Source organism: Afifella sp. IM 167, from assembly GCF_020144925.1.
GTDB lineage: Bacteria > Pseudomonadota > Alphaproteobacteria > Rhizobiales > Afifellaceae > Afifella.
Window position 1 is genome coordinate 1 of record NZ_NSLC01000014.1, and the last position, 15,665, is coordinate 15,665.

A 15,665-nucleotide genomic window follows, 5' to 3' on the forward strand; every position below is an offset into this window, starting at 1 on the left:
CCGCCGGAAATGAAGCCGAAGAGTTCCGGCTTGACCTTGCGTGCGAGGCTCACGGCAGCGCCCGTCACCAGCGCTTCGATGATCATGACCGGGATATGGGCGAAGAAGACGAGCTTGGCAGCGGGCAGGAACTCCTCGCCCGAAAGAGCCAGGGCGACGGCGACGAAGCCGGTCGTCAGCGCGATGGCGAGCCCGCCCCCGATGGCGCCCCAGATCGCCGCCTGTGTCGGCGAGGGCGAAGCGATGCCGCGGCGGCAAAGGTAGAAGGCGATGACCGCGGGAAGGGCGATATTGACGGTATTGACCCCGAGTACCGTCAGCCCACCGAAGCCGAAGAAGACGGCCTGCAGCAGGAGCCCGACGAAAAGAGCGGGGAAGGCGGCCCAGCCGAGCACCAGCCCGGCCAGGCCGTTCATGATGAGATGGACGCTGGAGGGCCCGATCGGCACATGCACCAGAGAGGCGACGAAGAAGGTGGCGCTGAGAACGCCTGCCGCCGGCATCTTCTCGGCCGGCAGCATTTTCAGCCCGATCCCGATCCCGGCCACGGCAAGCGCCGCACCCCCGATCACGACCTGGTTCGCAAGAGCGCCGTCGACGATGTGCATCGGACCCCCCTCTCGCCCTATTTCACGTCGTAGGCGCGGACCCAGATAACCGCGTCCTGCGAGAGTTCCTTGCCTTCATGCTCCTTCACGGGCCCGACGCCGAGCGCGGCAAATCCCCAGAAGCCGGCTTTCGGGATGCCGAAGGTGAAGGTGCCGTTCGCATCGGAGATGGCGACGACGGCCCCGCCCGGCATCGGACCGGCCGTCGGCTCGCCCGGCCGGTTCTCGTCCATCAGCGGTTCGGCGGCCATGTATTCCACCTCGATCTCCGCGCCCGCGACGGGCTTGCCCTCTGAGAGGACACGGCCCGTGAAGGTCGAGCGGGCGAGGATGTTGGTCGGCCGGTTGAGCGGCACGATCTCGGCCGTCAGCCCCTGCGGCTCCATCCAGTCGGTCGGAAGCTGGCCTCGGTTGAGATACGCCTTGGTGATCTGCTGGATGTAGATGTCCTCGCTCGCCTCGTAATAGGGGGCCGGGACGGCGACGAGGATATAGTCACCGGCGCGATTGGCCGTCAGGCTCGCCTCAAAGGCCCTGGCGCTGTTTTCCGCGCCCTCGAAGGTGATCGGCTTCAGCGACGGCGTAAGGTCGATCTTTTCGCCGCGGAAGAGCGCATAGAATTCCTCCGGCTCGCCCATATCCATGACATGGCCGTTTTCGAAAGGGTGCCAGAAGACGAGTTTCAGGGGCACCTCGCCCGGGCGCGCAAGGTTCACTTCCGGCGTGTAGATGAGCTGGAAATGCGCCTCTGCGGCAGCTGGCAAAAGGAAGAGGGCTGCGGCGAGGCCGGCAGCGGCTTTGTCGAAGAACTTCATGAAAATCGTCTCTCCAGTTGCCCGGCGCGGTCGGACCGCGACGGATGGCGGAAAGGACGATCGGGGTTTTGGCGAGGAGAGGGCGTCAGTCGGATTCCGGGCGCCGTTTCCACCGCCAGACGCTCACCCCGGCGTCCGTTGCGGTGCGGCACCGGTCGCCCGGCGTCGCGCGTCAGCGGCAGGTCTCCTGGCTCGCGGGTCGCTGCGGGGCTTCGCCTTCCCGGCGCGTCGCGCCAGTGGCATGTCGAAGTCCTGCTATCCGCTCACAGTTGCGGGGGCAGCCACGGTTTCGGTCCCTGTTGGGTACGCCTCACCGTGTTCCCTTTTCATCCGGGCGCTTTGGCGTCCGGAAACCGTTGACGCATTCTTCGTGCCGCATGCGAACCGTCGCTGTCAATGCCGCCCTGAACGAAGGTGGCGCGCATGGCGTCGCGGTGGTTGCGAGGCCGCTTTCCGGGGCGGCCCGAGGCGGATAGGTTGAAAAATTCGTCGCAAGAAGGCTCTGAACGCGCTAGGCGGGGCGGCCGTCAAGAGCGCGCAAGCGGGTGATCCATATGGTCAATTCAGTTTTCGGATCCGTCGGGACGACCATCTTCGAGACGATGTCGGTGATGGCGAACGAGGCCGGCTCCATCAATCTCGGCCAGGGGTTCCCGGAGGCGCTGGAGCCGCCGGAGGTCGTGGAGGCGGCGGTCGCCGCGCTGCGCGCCGGCCCGCATCAATATCCGCCGATGCCGGGGCTGCCGGCGCTCCGCCAGGCGGTGGCGGACAATCAGCGCCGCCTGATCGGGCTGGAGGTCGACTGGGAGAGGGAGGTGCTGGTCACTTCCGGTGCCACGGAAGCGCTCGCCGATTGCTTCTTCGGGCTCCTGGAGCCGGGCGACGAGGTGCTCGTCTTCGAGCCGGCCTATGACAGTTACGCTCCGATCATCCGCCGCGCCGGCGCCGTGCCGGTGCCGATCCGCGTCACGCCGCCGGACTGGAGGCTGCCGTTCCAGGAGATCGAGGATGCGATCGGGCAAAAGACCCGGGCCATGGTCGTCAACACGCCCTGGAACCCGGTCGGCCGGATTCTCAGCGAGGAGGAACTCGCCTTCCTGGGCGAGAAGATGCTGCGCCACGACCTGATCGCCATCTGCGATGAGGTCTACGAGCACCTGACCTTCGACGGACGCCCGCACAGGACGCTCTTCGCCAGGCCGGAACTGCGCGAGCGCGTCGTGCGCATCGGCTCGGCCGGCAAGACCTTTTCGGTGACCGGCTGGAAGGTCGGCTACATCACCGCCGACGCCAGGCTGATGAAGCCGCTTCTGCGCGCCCACCAGTTCATGACCTTCACGACGCCGCCGGCGCTGCAGGCGGCCGTCGCATATGGTCTGTCGCTGCCGGACAGCTATTTCGACGGCCTGCGCGTCGAGATGCAGGCAAGGCGCGACCTCCTCGTGGACGGGCTGCGCGAGGCAGGCTTCGACGTGCCGGATGTGGAGGCGACCTATTTCGCCATCGCTGCCACGGGCGATCCGGAAGGGGACGATTTCGAATTCTGCCGCCGCCTCACCTTCGAGGCGGGCGTCACGGCCGTGCCGCTTTCGGCTTTCTACGGGAAAGGCGACATGCGCTCCCATATCCGCTTCTGCTTCGCCAAGCGGGAGGAGACGATCCGTGCGGCGGTGGAGCGGCTCGGCGAATGGAAGGCCTCAGGCATGCGCCGCGCCGCGGCGGGTTGAGCGGTCTCCCAAATGAAAAGGCCGGCGGGGTTGCCGCCGGCCTCCGATAAGCGCGCCTCGGCGCTTATTTCTTCTGCCACTCGTCGAGCTGCTTGATCTGGTCGGCCGTCATCGTGATGACCAGCTTGTCGTTGGTGATGTGCGCGCCTTCCAGCGGCAGCACCACCTCGTGCTCGCCCATGCCGAGGAAGCCGCCGACCTCTGCCGCGACCGCCATCGAGGAGCCGTCGCTGGAGACGAGGACATCGTCGACTTCGCCGATTTCCTCGCCGTCGGCGCCAACGATCTCCATGTCCTTCAGGTCTTCCACGGTATAGGTGGGCGGATCCACGCGCACGTTGACCGGCGCGTCATCGTCATCGATCTCGACCCAGGCCTGCTGGGCGAGGGCCGGACTGGCCGCAAGCAAAGCGACGGCAAGGGCGAGGGATATACTTTTAGTCGACATAGTAATTTTCTCCGGTGAATTCGGGGTGCCGTTTCTCATTGGCTCGACCAGACGAACGGCCGAGGGTCGATTTTGTTCAATCCGGCAGGCAGAAATCCGCGGCATGGCTCGGTGTCGCTGGGGAAGGGGCGGCAAGCGTATTCCGCTGCCTGTGACGGAACAGCGGAAGCGCCTCGCGGACGACATCATAGAAGTCTGGCAATAAGACATTTGTCTGAGCTTCAAATCAGCTCCAAAAGTAGAAATATTACTTGGATTCTAAGATTTTCGCGCCACAAAGGAAGCTGACGCGCCCCCGCGCATAGGGCTTTGCGCGCTCCGCTAGCGCTCGCTCCCTGACTGGCGCGCCGCATGGAATTGCGCGTTTTGGAGGCTTGCGATAAGCCATATCAAGATATATCTTGAGTGCATCATAATGCATCAGGAGAATCGAAAATGCACAGACATGACAGACATCGGCATCATGACAGGCACGGACATTCCGGCCATCACATGGATTGTGGCGAGCATCGCCACGGCGCCGTCTTCATGGGCGACGCCCGGCGCTTCGGCGGCGAATGGGGTGCGGAATGGGCAGCCCGCTGGGCCGAGGGCCGCCTTGGACGTGGACATGGTGGCGGGCATGGCCGCGGCGGGCGCGGCGTCCTCACGGCCGGCGACCTCCGCCTGGTCCTCTTGAAGCTCATTTCCGACGAGCCGCGCCACGGCTACGACCTCATCCGCGCGATCGAGGAGCTGACCGGCGGCAATTACACGCCGAGCCCGGGCATGATCTATCCGGCGCTCTCCGTGCTTCAGGATATGAGCTTCATCGATGAGATGGAATCGGAAGGAACGCGCCGCGCCTTCGCCGTGACGGATCAGGGCCGCGCCGAACTCGCCGCCAATGAGGCGGAGGTGGCGGCCCTGTTCGAGCGTCTCGCCGGGCTCGCGAATGTCGGTGGCGACGCGCATATGCGGCCGGTTCGGCGCGCCATGGATAACCTGCGGGCCGTCCTGAAGGGCCGGTTCGCCAGTGGCGCCATGGGCAAGCCGATGGCGCACGAAATCGCGGAGATCATCGACGAGGCGGCCCGCCGCATCGAGCGCCTGGAAGGAGACGAATCCTGAGCGCCGCCAACTCAAGCCCTTTCGTCAGCACCGCACGCGTTTCGACCGAGAACGCCAGCCGCTATCTCCAGCAGCTCTGCAAGCACTGGGCGCACAATCTCGACGTCACATTCACGGCCGAGAAGGGCAGGGTGACCTTCCCCCACGATGCGCGCGGTGCGAACTGGCCGGGAGACGGTCATCTTGAGATGGAGGCGGGCGACGCTGAACTCGCCTGCCGCATCGAGGCGAGCGCCCCGGAGCAACTGGAGGCGCTGAAGGGTGTCGTCGCCAGTCACCTCGACCGCTTTGCCTTTCGCGAGGCGCCGCTCGCCTTCGACTGGCGGGACGGGCCTGCCGTGTAGCAAAAAAAGGGGGCGGCGTCGCGGCGCCGCCCCCTCTTTCGTCCTCTCGGCAATGCGCCTCTCACACGCGGATGGCGAAGGGGTCGCGCTCCTCGTCCGAGAAGCTCATCATGACGTTCTTCACCGCCAAAAACTCGCCGAGCGCCGCCTCGCCGCGCTCGCGCCCGAAGCCTGATTCCTTGAAGCCGCCGAAGGGTGCCTGCGCCGCCGAGGCGCGGTAGGTGTTGACCCACACGACGCCGGCTTCGAGTCCGCGCGTCATGCGCAGCGCCCTGGAAAGGTCCTGCGTCCACACGCCCGAGGCGAGGCCGTAGCGCGATGCATTGGCGATCTCCAGCGCTTCCGCCTCGCCCTCGAAGGGAATGATGGAAAGGACCGGGCCGAAGATCTCCTCCTGGGCGAGCCCCATGGAATTGTCGACGTCCTTGAAGATCGTCGGCTGAATGAAGAGCCCGCCGTCGATCCCTTCACCGCTCGCCGCGCCGCCGCCGGTGACGAGCTGCGCCCCTTCCTTCTTCGCGTTCTCGATCGATCGCAGGATGCGCTCGAATTGCGGCCGGTTCGCCGCGGTGCCCATCTCCGTCGTCATGTCGGTCGGATCGCCCATGCGGATCTTCTGGGCGCGCCCGGCAAGCGCCTCCACCACGTCGTCATAGACCGGCCGCTCCACGAGGAGCCGCGAGCCGGCGATGCAGGTCTGGCCGGTGGCGCCGAAGATGCCGGCGAGCGCGCCCACGATCGCCTTCTTAAGGTCTGCGTCGGCGAAGATGATGTTCGGCGACTTGCCGCCGAGCTCCAGCGTGACGGGCACGAGATGGGCGCCGGCCGCTGCCGCGATCTTGCGGCCGACTTCCGGGCTGCCCGTGAAGCTGACATGGTCGACCCGCCCGGAGCCGAGCAGCGCCTCGCCGGTGCGATAATCGCCCGTCACCACGTTGAAGACGCCGGCCGGGAAGCCGGCCTCCTCCACGAATTTCGCAAACTCCAGCGTCGTCGCCGAAGCGTGCTCGGAAGGCTTCACCACGACGCAATTGCCCGCCGCCAGCGCCGGGCCGAGCTTGTTGGAAAGAAGCGCCATCGGCGAATTCCACGGCGTGACGAGCACCGCCACGCCAACCGGCACGCGCATCGTGTAGTCGAAGACGTCCGGTTCATCGAGCGGGATGGTCTGGCCCCAGAGCTTGTCGGCATAGCCGGCATAGAAGCGGTACTGGCGGGCGGCGAAGCGCATCTGGCCGCGCGTCTCGCGGATCACCTTGCCGTTGTCGGTGCTTTCCAGCAGCGCCATGCGCTCGCCATTGGCTTCCAGGATGTCGGCAAGGCGCATCAGGAGGCGCGCACGCTCCAGCCCGCTGGTGCGGCTCCAGGCGGGAAAAGCCTTGCGGGCGGCCGCGATCGCCTGGCTCACCTGTGCGCCGTTCGCCTGCGGGATCGTCGCCCATTCCTCTTCCCGATAGGGGTTGATGGTGCCGAAGCGCTCTTCGGCGCGGACCCATCCTCCGTCGATATAGAGGTCGTAATCGGTCGCCATGTCTTTCTCCTTCATGGGGCTTGGACGCGCGCGCTCACGGCCGAGATGCGCCGGCGGGGCGCTGCGGCATGCGATGCGCGAAAGGGGGTGGGGCGGATGCGCCCGGCGTCAGACTTCGGCCTGGGCCGAAGCGATCACCTGCTCGATGCCTTCGATGACACCGATGAGATGCCGGCGCATGGCGCGCTCGGCCCGGTCCGGATCGCCCGCCTCGACCGCCTTCATGATCGCCTCGTGCTCGGCAAGCGACTTGGCGGCGCGGTTCGGCAGGAAGATCGCCCGGTACTGGAAGCGCACCATCTGCGAGCGCAGCGTGCCGAGCAGTTTGCGGGCCGTTTCGTGGCGGGAGATCTTCTGCAGCTTCTTGTGGAAGAGGCCGTTGGTGGCCGAGTAACGCATGAGATCGTTCGAATCGTAGGCGGACTTCATTTCGCCGATCAGCGCGGCAAGCTCCGCCCGGTCCTCCGGCGTCGCCCGCATCGCGGCGAAACGCACGACCAGAAGCTCGAGCGCCGAGCGTGCCTGGACGATCTCGATCGCCTCGGCATCCGAGATGAGCCGCACCCGCGCCCCGCGGTTCGGCTCCGTCACGACGAGGCCTTCCTGTTCCAGACAGGCGAGCGCCGTGCGCACATTGGCGCGGTTGGTGCCGATGAGCCTGGCGATCTCGATCTCGATCAGCCGCTCGTTCGGCAGGAACCTGCCTTTGACGATCCCCTCGCGCAGGAAGTTGGTCGCATCCACGCGCTCGGGCTGCTTCGTCTTCGTTTCGGCCGTTGCCATCCGTTCCCGTCTCCTCGGCAGCCATCGCGTCAGCCGGCGATACCGCAGCGGCGCGCGCGCCTGGCGCGCCCGCTGGTGGGTCCACACGCGACAGGCTGTCTGATTCTGTACTTGTATGAAGTCTTCGGTGCGATCAACCGCATCGGACCTCCCTTTCAAGGCTTCGGCCCTTTCAACGCTTCGGGCGGTGCTTGCGTCGCCCTGGTCGGGGCGCAAACGACGGCTCGCGCCGAAGGAATGAGCACCCGCCTAATTTGCCAACAGGCTTGTCGACGAAATTGATAACAAAATTGCTTGCAGGCGGCAATCGCCCTTTCTATGGTCGCTGCGACAGGGGGCCGCGACCGGCCCGGACCAGGGAGGTGCGTGGATGCTTGCAGTCGAAGGGCGGGGCTCTGTTGCCGATGCCGGCTGGCACGAGACGTTGATCGAGGTCTTCAAGGGAGCCGGGATCAGCCTGGTCACCTACGTACCGGACAATGTCCTGCGACCCCTGATCGACGGCGTCCATGCCGACCCGTATTTCAATGTCGTTCCCACAACGCGCGAGGAAGAGGCGGTCGGCATCGCCTCCGGCTCGATCATGGCAGGCGTCAACGCCGCCGTGCTCATGCAGACGAGCGGGCTCGCCACACTCGCCAACGTGCTGGCCTCGCTGCCTTCCGTCTACCAGATCCCGGTGGTGATGGTGGTCTCCGAGCGCGGCGTCCTCGGCGAGTTCAACCGCGGTCAGGCGCTTGTCGCCAAGACGATGCGGCCGATCCTCGATTCCGCCGGCGTCGACCACTGCACCATCCGCCGCGGCGACGAGCTTCGCTTCATGGCCGAGCGCACCATCCTCCAGGCGCTCTATACGCGCACGCCCGCCGCCCTCATCCTCTCGCCGCTGCTGACCGGCGGAAAGACCATCAAGAAGTGAGCCCCATGCAGCAGGAAACGAGCACCAGCGCCGGCCTCATGAACCGTTTCGAGGTGACCAAGCGCATCGTCGGCATGCTGAAGGCCGAGGAGGCCGTCATCGGCGGCATCGGCAACACCAATTTCGACCTCTGGGCGACCGGCCAGCGGCCGCAGAATTTCTACATGCTCGGCAGCATGGGTCTTGCCTTCCCGATCGCGCTCGGCGTCGCGCTCGCCCAGCCGGAGCGCAATGTCGTGGCGCTGGAGGGGGATGGCTCCCTCCTCATGCAGGTGGGCTGCCTTGCGACAATCGCTATGGTTGCGCCGACCAACCTGAAGATGATCGTCTTCGACAATGGCATGTACCAGATCACCGGTGGCCAGAAGGCGGCGACGGGCTTCGGCGCCGACCTCATCGCCATGGCGCGCGGCGCCGGCCTTGCCGAATGCGCCTGGGCTGCCGACGAGAACGACCTGGAGGAGAAGTTTGCGCGGGCGCTCGCAACGCCTGGCCCCTTCCTGATCGGTGTGCCGACCGACGGCAAGAAGGCCGTCGCGACCACCGATCGCGATCCGCCCCGCCTGCGCGAGAGCTTCATGCGCGGCATCGGGGCGAAGTGAACGAGAGAGCTTTTGGCAGGCCGTGCGCGGCGTGCCGAGAGGAGAGTGAGCAAGTCCAACCAACTGCCAAGAGAGGGAGACTGCAATGAAGCTCCTGGGGAAAATCGGGCTCATGGCCGTGCTGGCGGCCGTCGGCCTCACAGCACCGGCCAAGGCCGCCTACGACATCAAGTTCCTGAACATCGCCACCGCCACTTCCGGCGGTACCTTCTATCCGGCGGGCCTCGCCCTCGCCAAGCTGATCTCCGACAAGCTCGATATCCGCGCCTCGGCGACCTCGTCCGCTGGCTCGGTGGAGAACGTCTCCCTGCTGCGCAACGGCGAGGCCAACATGGCCTTCGTCCAGATCGATGTCGCGCAGGACGCCATCGCCGGCCGCAAGGCCTTCGAGGGTAAAGGCTTCGACGGCATGGCCATGCTGACGCCGATGTTCTCCTCCGTCGACCACATCCTCGTCGCCAACGGTTCGGGCATCAACTCGCTCGCCGACCTGAAGGGCAAGCGCCTGGCCGCCGGACGGCCCGGCTCCGGCACGCTCCTGTCGACCCAGGCGGTTCTTGCCTCCGTCGGGCTCACCCTCGACGACGTGAACGTGGAATATCTCGGCCAGTCCGAGGCCGTCGGCGCCCTGCAGAACGGCATCATCGACGCGACGCTCGTTTCCGCCGGCATCCCCGCCACCTCCGTCACGGAAGCCGTCACCGTTTCCGGCGACAAGTTCCACATCTACAACATGAGCGACGAGGAGCGGCAGAAGGTCCTGGAGAACATCTCCTGGAAGATTCCCTTCACCGTCCCGGCCGGCACCTATCCGGGCCAGGACGAAGCGATCGAGACGACCGCCCATATGGCGCTCCTGATGGTCCCGACCGACTTCCCGGATGATCTGGCGACCGACATCCTGAAGGCCTTCTACGGCAATCTCGATGAACTCGCCGGCATGCACTCGATCTACAAGTCGGTGAGCCTGGAGAAGAACGGCAAGGCCTTCTCCCAGCTCAAGGTGCAGGCGCACCCGGCCGCCAAGGCCTTCTTCGGCGCCAACTGACCTTCCCCTTCCTCGTCCCCTGCGCCCCGGCGCAGGGGACACCGGGCACCCGAATTCTCTAGCCAGCGAGGGCTGCTGCAGTGTTCAACGGTTCGCTCGCGCAATTGCTGCGCCACGCCGAATTCAGCACCGGCACGACCGACGCGCGCAGGCTGCGCGGCCCGGCTGCCGTCATCGTCATCGCGCTCTGCGCGGCGATGTCGCTCTTCGTTTTCTCGATCAATTCCTGGCTTCTGATAGACATCATGCGGCGCTCCGGCATCTTTGCCGCGCTGCTCCTCGCCATCGTCTTCCTCTGCTACCCCGCCACCGCGCGCTCGCCCAAGGAGGCGCCGTCGATCTTCGACTGGCTGCTGGCGGCCGGCGGCATGGCCTGTGGCCTCTACATCTACGTCGTCTATTACGACTTCATCTCCGGCTCCATGACGATGACGGGCCTCGACTACGGCTTCGCCATCGCCGCCGTGCTCATAACCCTGGAGGCCGGTCGGCGCGTCCTCGGCCTGTGGATGCCGGGCCTTGCCGTCCTCTTCATCGTCTATGCGGTCTTCGGCCAAGCGCTTCCCGGGCCCTTCGCGCATTTCGGCATCCGGCCCGAGCGGCTCCTCCTGCGCCTCTACATGGTCGACGAGGGCCTTTTCGGCAGCGTCTTCCAGATCGCCCAGACCTATATCGCCCTTTTCGTTCTCTTCGGCGCCTTCCTCACGGAGGTCGGCGCCTCCGAGGCGCTGACCAATATCGGCCTCGCCGTTTCAGGTCGCTCGACCGGCGGGCCGGCCAAGGTCGCCGTCGTCTCCTCCGGCCTCACCGGCATGATCAGCGGCACGGCCTCGGCCAATGTCGCCACTACCGGCACCATCACCATTCCTTTGATGAAGCGGGCGGGCTTTGCCCCGCACGTGGCCGGCGCCGTGGAAGCGATCGCCTCCACCGGCGGCCTGATCATGCCGCCGATCATGGGCGCGGCCGCCTTCCTGCTCGCCGATTTCGTCGGCATCTCCTACCTCTCCGTCGTCGTGTCGGCGATCATCCCGGCGATGCTCTATTACGGCGGCCTCCTCCTCGTCGTGCACATCGCCGCGTTGCGCTCCGGCATCGGCGGCGTGCCGCGCGACGAGGTACCGGCGCTGGCTTCCGTGATGAAGTCGCGCGGCCATCTCCTCATTCCGATCGTCGTCCTCATCTGGATGCTGATCGACGGCAAGACGCCGACCTGGGCCGCAATGGCCGGCATTCTCGCCGTTATCGCCGTCAGCTTCCTGCGCAGGCAAACGCGTCTGACGCCGACCGGCTTCCTCGATGCGCTCGTGGCCGGTGCAATCGCTACCGTGCCGGTCGCTGTCGCCTGCCTTGTCGCCGGGATCATCGTGGCCGTGGTGACGCTCACGGGCGCCGCGCAGGTCTTTACCGCCTATATCGACATGCTGTCGGGCGGCAATCTGACCGCCGCGCTGCTCATGACGGCACTCGCGGCCATCCTGTTGAGCTGCGCCCTGCCGGCAACCGCGATCTACATCGTCGTCGCCGTCACCGTCGCCCCGGCGCTGGTGGCGATGGGGGCGGAACCGCTCGCCGCGCATTTCTTCGTCTTCTGGTTCGGCGTCATGTCGAACATCACCCCGCCGGTGGCGATCGCCTGCTTCACCGCCGCCGGGATCGCCGGCGCCTCGCCGACCAAGATCGCCTTCGCCGCGCTCAGGATGGGCCTTCCCGCGCTCGTCATTCCCTTCGCGCTCGTCATCCATCCCGACCTTCTTCTGATTAATTGGGACGCCTGGCACCTCGCGCAGACCCTCTTCCTGACGATTTTCGGCATCGCCGCCTGGGTCTTCGCCTCCGAGGGCTGGTTCGTCGGGCATCTGAATGCGGCCGAGCGGATCGGGCTTCTCGTTCCGGCGGTCCTCTGTCTGGTCCTGCCGGAGATCTATTCGAGCTATGTCGGCCTGGTCTTCGGCGCGGCCCTCCTCCTCTTCATCTTCTGGCGCAGGCGCGGCAAGCCTGTCTCCGTGCCGGCGGAGGAATGAGGCACTTCCCCCTTGAAAAGACATGCGTTCCACGAGGTTTGAAGTCGAAATGTCGAGCACTCATGCGCTCAGGATCGCCGTCGATATCGGCGGCACCTTCACCGACGGCGTCGCAGAAGATGTCGAAAGCGGCCGGATATGGGTCGGCAAGACGCTGACCACCCCGGATGATCCGGGCGAGGCGGTTTCCGCGGTCGTCGATCAGCTTCTGGCGCGGATCGGCGATCCGCAAGCCGCCGGACGCGTGGCCGATGTCGTTCACGGCACCACGCTCGTCACCAACACGCTGATCGAGAGGAAGGGCGTTCCGACCGGCCTCGTCGTCACCAGCGGCACCGCCGACACGCTCGATATCCGCCGCGAGGTTCGTTACGACCTCTACGACCTCGACCTGGAACTGCCCGAGCCGCTGGTGGGCGCCGAAGATCGCTTCGAGATCGACGAGCGCCTCGGCGCCGCCGGCGAGGTGCTGCGCCCCCTCGCCGAGGAGGCGCTGGCCGAGCTGGTCGAGCAGGTGAAGGCGAAGGGGCTTTCTTCCGTCGCCGTCTGCCTCCTCCACGGCCACGTCAATGACGCCCATGAAAGCCGCGTGCGCGATGCGCTGAAGAAGGCGCTGCCGAACGTCTCGGTTTCCATCTCATCTGCCGTGGCGCGCGAGATCCGCGAATACGAGCGCATGTCGACGACCGCCGCCAACGCCTATGTCCAGCCGCTGGTCGAGACCTACCTCGTCATGCTGTCGAAGCGCATGCAGGAAGCCGGTATCGCCGGCAGCCTCCGGATCATGCTGTCGAGCGGCGGCTTTACCTCCGCCGACGCGGCGGCCGAGACGCCGATCCTGCTCCTGGAATCGGGCCCGGCCGCGGGCGTTCTGAGCGCCGTCAATGCGGGCCTCCTCGGCGAGGTGAGCCATGTGCTGGCCTTCGACATGGGGGGCACCACGGCCAAGGCCTGCGTCGCCGTCGACGGCGCGCCGGCCGTCGCCCACGCCTTCGAGGCGGCCCGTGTGCGCCGCTTCAAGCGCGGCTCCGGCCTGCCGATCATGATCCCCAGCATCGATCTCATCGAGATCGGCGCAGGCGGCGGCAGCCTCGCTTCCGTGGACAATCTCGGCCTTCTGAAGGTCGGCCCGCAGAGCGCCGGCTCCGAGCCGGGGCCCGCCTGCTATGGCCGCGGCGGGGAGAAGCCGACCGTGACCGACGCCGACCTCGTCCTCGGCTATCTCGATCCCGATAATTTCCTCGGCGGCGAGATGCACCTCGACAAGGGGCTGGCCGAGAAGGCGCTCGCCGATCTCGGCGCGCCGATCGGCCTCGACGCGACGCGCACGGCCGCGGGCATCGCCACCATCGTCAACGAGAACATGGCCGCCGCCGCGCGCGTTCACATCGCCGAGAAGGGCCACGATCCGCGCGCCTTCACGCTGGTGGCGACGGGCGGCGCCGGCCCCGTTCATGCGGTCGAAGTCGCCCGGCGCCTCGGCATCTCGACGCTGCTCTGCCCGATCGCCGCCGGCGCCGGCTCCTGCCTCGGGCTTCTGGCGGCTCCGGCGCGCGTCGACCGCTCCTGGTCGAAGCCCTCGCTGCTCGCCGCACTCGACTGGAACGAGGCCCATTCCGTCCTCTCCGGCCTTCACCGGGACGCAACCGCCGAGCTCAACGAAGCCGGCGCCGACGCGGGTGCCGTCGACTGGGTTCTCACGGTCGAGATGCGCTATGCCGGCCAAGGCTCCACCCTCAACGTCACGGTGCCCTACGGCAAGGTCGATGAGAGCCTCGCTCCGGCCCTTGAGGAGGGCTTTGAGGCGAGCTACCGCGACCTTTACGGCACCACCGTGCCGAATGCGCAACTGCAGACCGTCACCTGGCGCCTCACCGGCAAATCGGGCGTCGAGAGCCGCCGCTTCACCTGGGCGGCCGATGCGGCCGACAAGGCCCCCGAACCGAAGCGGCGCGAGATCTACATTCCCGTGCGCCAGCGCTACGAGGAAGTCGACGTCTGGGAGCGCTACGCCCTGCCGCCGGGCATGGTGCTGAAGGCCCCGCTCGTTCTGGAAGAACGGGAATCGACCCTGATCGTGCCCGCCGACGGGCGGGTGGAAATCCTGCCGGACCTCACCGTGAAGGTCGTGCTCGGAGAAACGTCGTGACACGCAACGCCATCGATCCCGTCACCCTGGAAATCCTCTGGACGCGCCTCGTCAGCGCCGTCGACGAGGCCGCCGCCGCCTACGTGCGCACCTCTTTCTCCACCCTGGTGCGCGAGGCGAACGACTTCGCCGTGGTGCTGACCGACGCGAAGGGACGCTCGCTCGCCCAGTCCTCGATGAGCATCCCCTCCTTCATCGGCACGCTGCCGGCGACCGTGAAGCACTTCCTGAAGCGCTTTCCGGCCGAGACGCTGAAGCCGGGCGACGTCCTCATCACCAACGATCCCTGGCGCGGCACCGGCCACATCCACGACATCAGCATCGCCATGCCGATCTTCCGCCACGGCGAGCTCGTCGCCTTCGCGGCCGTCACCAGCCACATGCCCGATATCGGCGGCCAGCTGCGCAATTCCGGCATCCGCGAGATCTTCGAGGAGGGCCTGCAGATCCCGATGCTGAAGCTCGTCGCGGGCGGCGAGCCGAACGAGGCGGTGGTGGAGTTCATCCGCCAGAATGTGCGCGTGCCCGAGCAGACCATGGGCGACGTGTGGGGCGAGGTTTCCGCCTGCCGCATGCTGGAGGCGCGCCTCGGCGAGCTTCTGGAGGAATCGCGCGTCGATCTCGACGAGCTCGGCCACGAGATCAGGACCCGGTCGGAGGCGGCGATGCGCGCGGCCATCGGCGCCCTGCCGGACGGCGAATACCGCTACCGGCTGGAGCATGACGGCTTCGAGGAACGCATCGTCATCCAGAACCATGTGACGATCAAAGGCGACAGCGTCCACATCGACTACACCGGCTCCTCGCCGCAGCTGCCGCGCTCCGTCAACGTCGTGCCGATCTACACCTTTTCCTACACGGCCTTCGGCGTGAAGGCGCTGCTCTCACCCGACACGCCGAACAACGAGGGGAGCTTCCTGCCGGTCTCCACCTCCGCCCCTGAGGGCACCATCCTCAATCCGAGCTATCCGGCGGCGAGCGGCGCGCGCGGCATGATCGGCCACCTCCTGCCGGTGGCTTTCATGGGCGCGCTCGCCGACCTCTTGCCGGAAAAGGTGCAGGCGCCGGGCTCGGCCAACTCCTCCTTCACCATCTCCGGAAAGCATGCCGGCCGGCGCTACGCCTCGGTGAACTTCCTCAACGCCGGGCAGGGCGCCACGGCCAAGCGGCACGGTCAGTCGACGCTGAGCTTCCCGGCCAATCTCGGCAACACGCCGATCGAGGTGATGGAATCGGAGGCCCCGATCAGCGTTCTCTACCGCAAGGTCCGGCGCGGCAGCGGCGGCAAGGGCAGGTTCAACGGCGGCGACGGCCTCTCCTTCGCCTTCGAGTTCTGCGGCGAGGAGCCGGCGACCGTCTCCTTCCTGATGACCCGCATCAAGGCGGCCTCGCCCGGCCTGCATGGCGGTGCGCCTGGCGAGATCGGCGCCTTGACGCTGAACGGTGAGCCGATAGACCCGGCCCGGCACTGGCAGCTGAAGGCCGGCGACAAGGTCGTGATGGAAACGGCCGGCGGCGGCGGCTTCGGCGAGGCGTGATCCTCGGTCTTTTCCACAA

General features: G+C 66.7%; 14 protein-coding genes and 1 riboswitch. Of the genes, 9 read left to right on the forward strand and 5 right to left on the reverse strand.

The window, feature by feature from the left end:
- A partial coding sequence (gene cbiM, locus CLD20_RS19265) for a cobalt transporter CbiM (RefSeq protein ID WP_224408301.1) occupies positions 1-608 on the reverse strand: 608 nt, incomplete at its 3' end.
- A 17-nt stretch (positions 609-625) separates the two neighbouring features.
- Positions 626-1,423 carry a DUF4198 domain-containing protein gene (locus CLD20_RS19270; protein ID WP_224408302.1) on the reverse strand — a complete coding sequence of 266 codons (798 nt, stop codon included), beginning with the start codon at positions 1,421-1,423 and terminating at the stop codon, positions 626-628.
- 159 nt (positions 1,424-1,582) lie between these two features.
- Positions 1,583-1,796, reverse strand: a riboswitch (cobalamin riboswitch).
- A 181-nt stretch (positions 1,797-1,977) separates the two neighbouring features.
- On the opposite strand from CLD20_RS19270, the gene CLD20_RS19275 reads away from it, so the two are divergent.
- Positions 1,978-3,150 carry an aminotransferase gene (locus CLD20_RS19275; RefSeq protein WP_224408303.1) on the forward strand — a complete coding sequence of 391 codons (1,173 nt, stop codon included), beginning with the start codon at positions 1,978-1,980 and terminating at the stop codon, positions 3,148-3,150.
- 64 nt (positions 3,151-3,214) lie between these two features.
- Here CLD20_RS19275 and CLD20_RS19280 read toward each other — a convergent pair whose 3' ends face one another.
- Positions 3,215-3,598 (reverse strand): PRC-barrel domain-containing protein, encoded by a 384-nt coding sequence (locus CLD20_RS19280; protein ID WP_224408304.1) that lies wholly within the window; start codon positions 3,596-3,598, stop codon positions 3,215-3,217.
- Between the two features lie 435 nt (positions 3,599-4,033).
- Here CLD20_RS19280 and CLD20_RS19285 point away from each other — a divergent pair, with 435 nt between their 5' ends.
- Complete coding sequence (locus tag CLD20_RS19285) at positions 4,034-4,708, forward strand: PadR family transcriptional regulator (RefSeq protein ID WP_224408305.1); 675 nt, start codon at positions 4,034-4,036, stop codon at positions 4,706-4,708.
- Entirely contained in the window at positions 4,705-5,052 is a 348-nt protein-coding gene (locus CLD20_RS19290) for a DUF2218 domain-containing protein (protein WP_224408355.1), read from the forward strand. The genes CLD20_RS19285 and CLD20_RS19290 overlap by 4 nt, the downstream gene beginning before the upstream one ends.
- A 61-nt stretch (positions 5,053-5,113) precedes the next feature.
- Here CLD20_RS19290 and CLD20_RS19295 read toward each other — a convergent pair whose 3' ends face one another.
- Complete coding sequence (locus CLD20_RS19295; RefSeq protein ID WP_224408306.1) at positions 5,114-6,583, reverse strand: aldehyde dehydrogenase; 1,470 nt, start codon at positions 6,581-6,583, stop codon at positions 5,114-5,116.
- Between the two features lie 108 nt (positions 6,584-6,691).
- Positions 6,692-7,366 carry a GntR family transcriptional regulator gene (locus tag CLD20_RS19300; protein ID WP_224408307.1) on the reverse strand — a complete coding sequence of 225 codons (675 nt, stop codon included), beginning with the start codon at positions 7,364-7,366 and terminating at the stop codon, positions 6,692-6,694.
- A 370-nt stretch (positions 7,367-7,736) separates the two neighbouring features.
- On the opposite strand from CLD20_RS19300, the gene CLD20_RS19305 reads away from it, so the two are divergent.
- The 6 genes from CLD20_RS19305 to CLD20_RS19330 all read left to right on the forward strand — a co-directional run bounded on the left by CLD20_RS19305 (position 7,737) and on the right by CLD20_RS19330 (position 15,646).
- On the forward strand, positions 7,737-8,285 hold the full coding sequence (locus CLD20_RS19305; RefSeq protein ID WP_224408308.1) for a thiamine pyrophosphate-binding protein: 549 nt from the start codon (positions 7,737-7,739) through the stop codon (positions 8,283-8,285).
- A 5-nt stretch (positions 8,286-8,290) separates the two neighbouring features.
- Positions 8,291-8,887 (forward strand): thiamine pyrophosphate-dependent enzyme, encoded by a 597-nt coding sequence (locus CLD20_RS19310; RefSeq protein ID WP_224408309.1) that lies wholly within the window; start codon positions 8,291-8,293, stop codon positions 8,885-8,887.
- Positions 8,888-8,972: 85 nt separating this feature from the next.
- Positions 8,973-9,935, forward strand: a complete 963-nt coding sequence (locus CLD20_RS19315; RefSeq protein WP_224408310.1) for a TAXI family TRAP transporter solute-binding subunit — start codon at positions 8,973-8,975, stop codon at positions 9,933-9,935.
- An 80-nt stretch (positions 9,936-10,015) separates the two neighbouring features.
- Entirely contained in the window at positions 10,016-11,959 is a 1,944-nt protein-coding gene (locus tag CLD20_RS19320; protein WP_224408311.1) for a TRAP transporter fused permease subunit, read from the forward strand.
- Positions 11,960-12,008: 49 nt separating this feature from the next.
- A complete protein-coding gene (locus CLD20_RS19325; protein WP_224408312.1) occupies positions 12,009-14,108 on the forward strand; it encodes a hydantoinase/oxoprolinase family protein in 2,100 nt (699 codons plus the stop codon).
- Positions 14,105-15,646: a hydantoinase B/oxoprolinase family protein gene (locus tag CLD20_RS19330; protein ID WP_224408313.1), complete on the forward strand. Its 1,542-nt coding sequence runs from the start codon at positions 14,105-14,107 to the stop codon at positions 15,644-15,646. Before CLD20_RS19325 ends, CLD20_RS19330 begins: the two co-directional genes overlap by 4 nt.
- The last annotated feature ends 19 nt before the right edge of the window (positions 15,647-15,665 follow it).

Coding starts and splice junctions, on each gene's coding strand:
- CLD20_RS19270 (WP_224408302.1), bottom strand. CDS start 1,423: ATGAAGTTCTTCGACAAAGCCGCTGCCGGCCTCGCCGCAGCCCTCTTC.
- CLD20_RS19275 (WP_224408303.1), top strand. CDS start 1,978: ATGGTCAATTCAGTTTTCGGATCCGTCGGGACGACCATCTTCGAGACG.
- CLD20_RS19280 (WP_224408304.1), bottom strand. CDS start 3,598: ATGTCGACTAAAAGTATATCCCTCGCCCTTGCCGTCGCTTTGCTTGCG.
- CLD20_RS19285 (WP_224408305.1), top strand. CDS start 4,034: ATGCACAGACATGACAGACATCGGCATCATGACAGGCACGGACATTCC.
- CLD20_RS19295 (WP_224408306.1), bottom strand. CDS start 6,583: ATGGCGACCGATTACGACCTCTATATCGACGGAGGATGGGTCCGCGCC.
- CLD20_RS19300 (WP_224408307.1), bottom strand. CDS start 7,366: ATGGCAACGGCCGAAACGAAGACGAAGCAGCCCGAGCGCGTGGATGCG.
- CLD20_RS19305 (WP_224408308.1), top strand. CDS start 7,737: ATGCTTGCAGTCGAAGGGCGGGGCTCTGTTGCCGATGCCGGCTGGCAC.
- CLD20_RS19310 (WP_224408309.1), top strand. CDS start 8,291: ATGCAGCAGGAAACGAGCACCAGCGCCGGCCTCATGAACCGTTTCGAG.
- CLD20_RS19315 (WP_224408310.1), top strand. CDS start 8,973: ATGAAGCTCCTGGGGAAAATCGGGCTCATGGCCGTGCTGGCGGCCGTC.
- CLD20_RS19325 (WP_224408312.1), top strand. CDS start 12,009: ATGTCGAGCACTCATGCGCTCAGGATCGCCGTCGATATCGGCGGCACC.